Consider the following 1,471-nt stretch of genomic DNA (forward strand, 5'->3'; position numbering starts at 1 on the left):
AAAAATTACGTTATCCATAAGAATAGCGTAAACCAAGTCACCAATGGTTGCTTTGGCTGCACGACCTAGTTTCATCGGAATGTCAGTGAGCATCGACATATCATCGTTAATGATAGCTTGGCGAGTAATGCTGAATAACTCACCGTAAGTTGCCAGTGCGATAGTTGCCTTTTTGTCACCCGTAGTCACGTATTTGTATTCTGCACCTTCGCGAACTTCACGGATGGAGTTAAACCCACCCATTCCAACACGTGTCGCCGTTTTAAAGTCACCCAGATGCCCTTTTTTCGTCCATTTTTCAAACGTTTCTGGCGCTTCATTCCAACCTTGCAAAATAGATTTATTTGCTACATCTAACAAAATATTACCAAAGTCAGATGTGCCGTGAGTAAAGGCCATGCCAACCATTTGCATTGAGTTACGAGTCGCAATACCAACGCCACGATCCGTTAATGACATGCGAGCCAATTCGCGCAGTGTCATGCAGTTATAAGGGTTATCAGCATGTGCTTCATCATATCCCGCACGTGCCATCAATGATGCACGGACGCTATCACCCACGATATTGCCGTTATTTGCATAAATATGAGCACCGTAATTATTTTTATTTGTTGGTGTCGCCTCTTTGGCTACCACATCCAAAATTTTGTCTTTTGCTTGCTCGACGGTGCAGTTGATATCTGTCAGACACTCAACCATGATGCTGTCATGCTTACCACCAAACATCGCAAATAGATCTTTAATGTCATTCATGCGCGTTTGCTCGGCTTGTCGTGCTTGCGCTTGAATGCCTGCAGTATCTGGTTGTTGTGTATTGGTTGGGTTTTGTGGTTGCGGTACGGGATCTACCGGTGTTGTTGTGTTTCGTGGGTTAGCTAAGCTGTTTTTTAACGTGTTTTTTAATGAATTCGGCATGGATTTAAATTCCTCGATGCGTTTAGATGAAAGACTGGCCATGGCTTTAACCGGCTCAATCACAGTATTAGCAAAACCGTGCTCCACGCACTCTTCTGCGGTTAACCATGTCTCTTCGCCAAGCATGGCTTCAATTTCTTCTTTGGTTTTCCCAGTTTTCTCCATGTAGGCAGGAATTAAGACGTTTTCGACTTTATCGAGCAGGTCGGCATAATCTCGCATATCATTGGCATCACCCCACGACACGCCCCAAGGCTTATGGATCATCATCATGGCATTTTTTGGCATTTTGACTTCATCACCTACCATGGCAATAACCGACGCCATCGAAGCGGCTAGCCCATCGATATGAACCGTAATGGTTGCATTGTGATTTTTGAGCTGGTTATAAATAGCAATACCCTCAAAAACTTCACCACCAGGCGAATGAATATGAAGGTTGATATGGTTAATATTGCCAAGAGAAATTAAATCTTCGGTAAATCGCTTCGCACTTATTCCCCACATCCCAATTTCATCATAAATATAAATATCGGCTGAAGTTTCACTGGTCGCC

Annotated in this window: 1 protein-coding gene; it reads right to left on the reverse strand. The window is 43.6% G+C overall.

Features of this window, described 5'->3' with window-relative positions; translation table 11 throughout:
• Nucleotides 1-1,471, reverse strand: a 1,471-nt coding sequence (locus PSF09_RS08570; protein ID WP_272683779.1) for a ClpP-like prohead protease/major capsid protein fusion protein, incomplete at both ends; no start/stop codon positions are given.

Origin of the sequence: Providencia sp. PROV141, from assembly GCF_028481645.1 — a bacterium.
Taxonomy (GTDB): Bacteria; Pseudomonadota; Gammaproteobacteria; order Enterobacterales; family Enterobacteriaceae; genus Providencia; species Providencia rettgeri.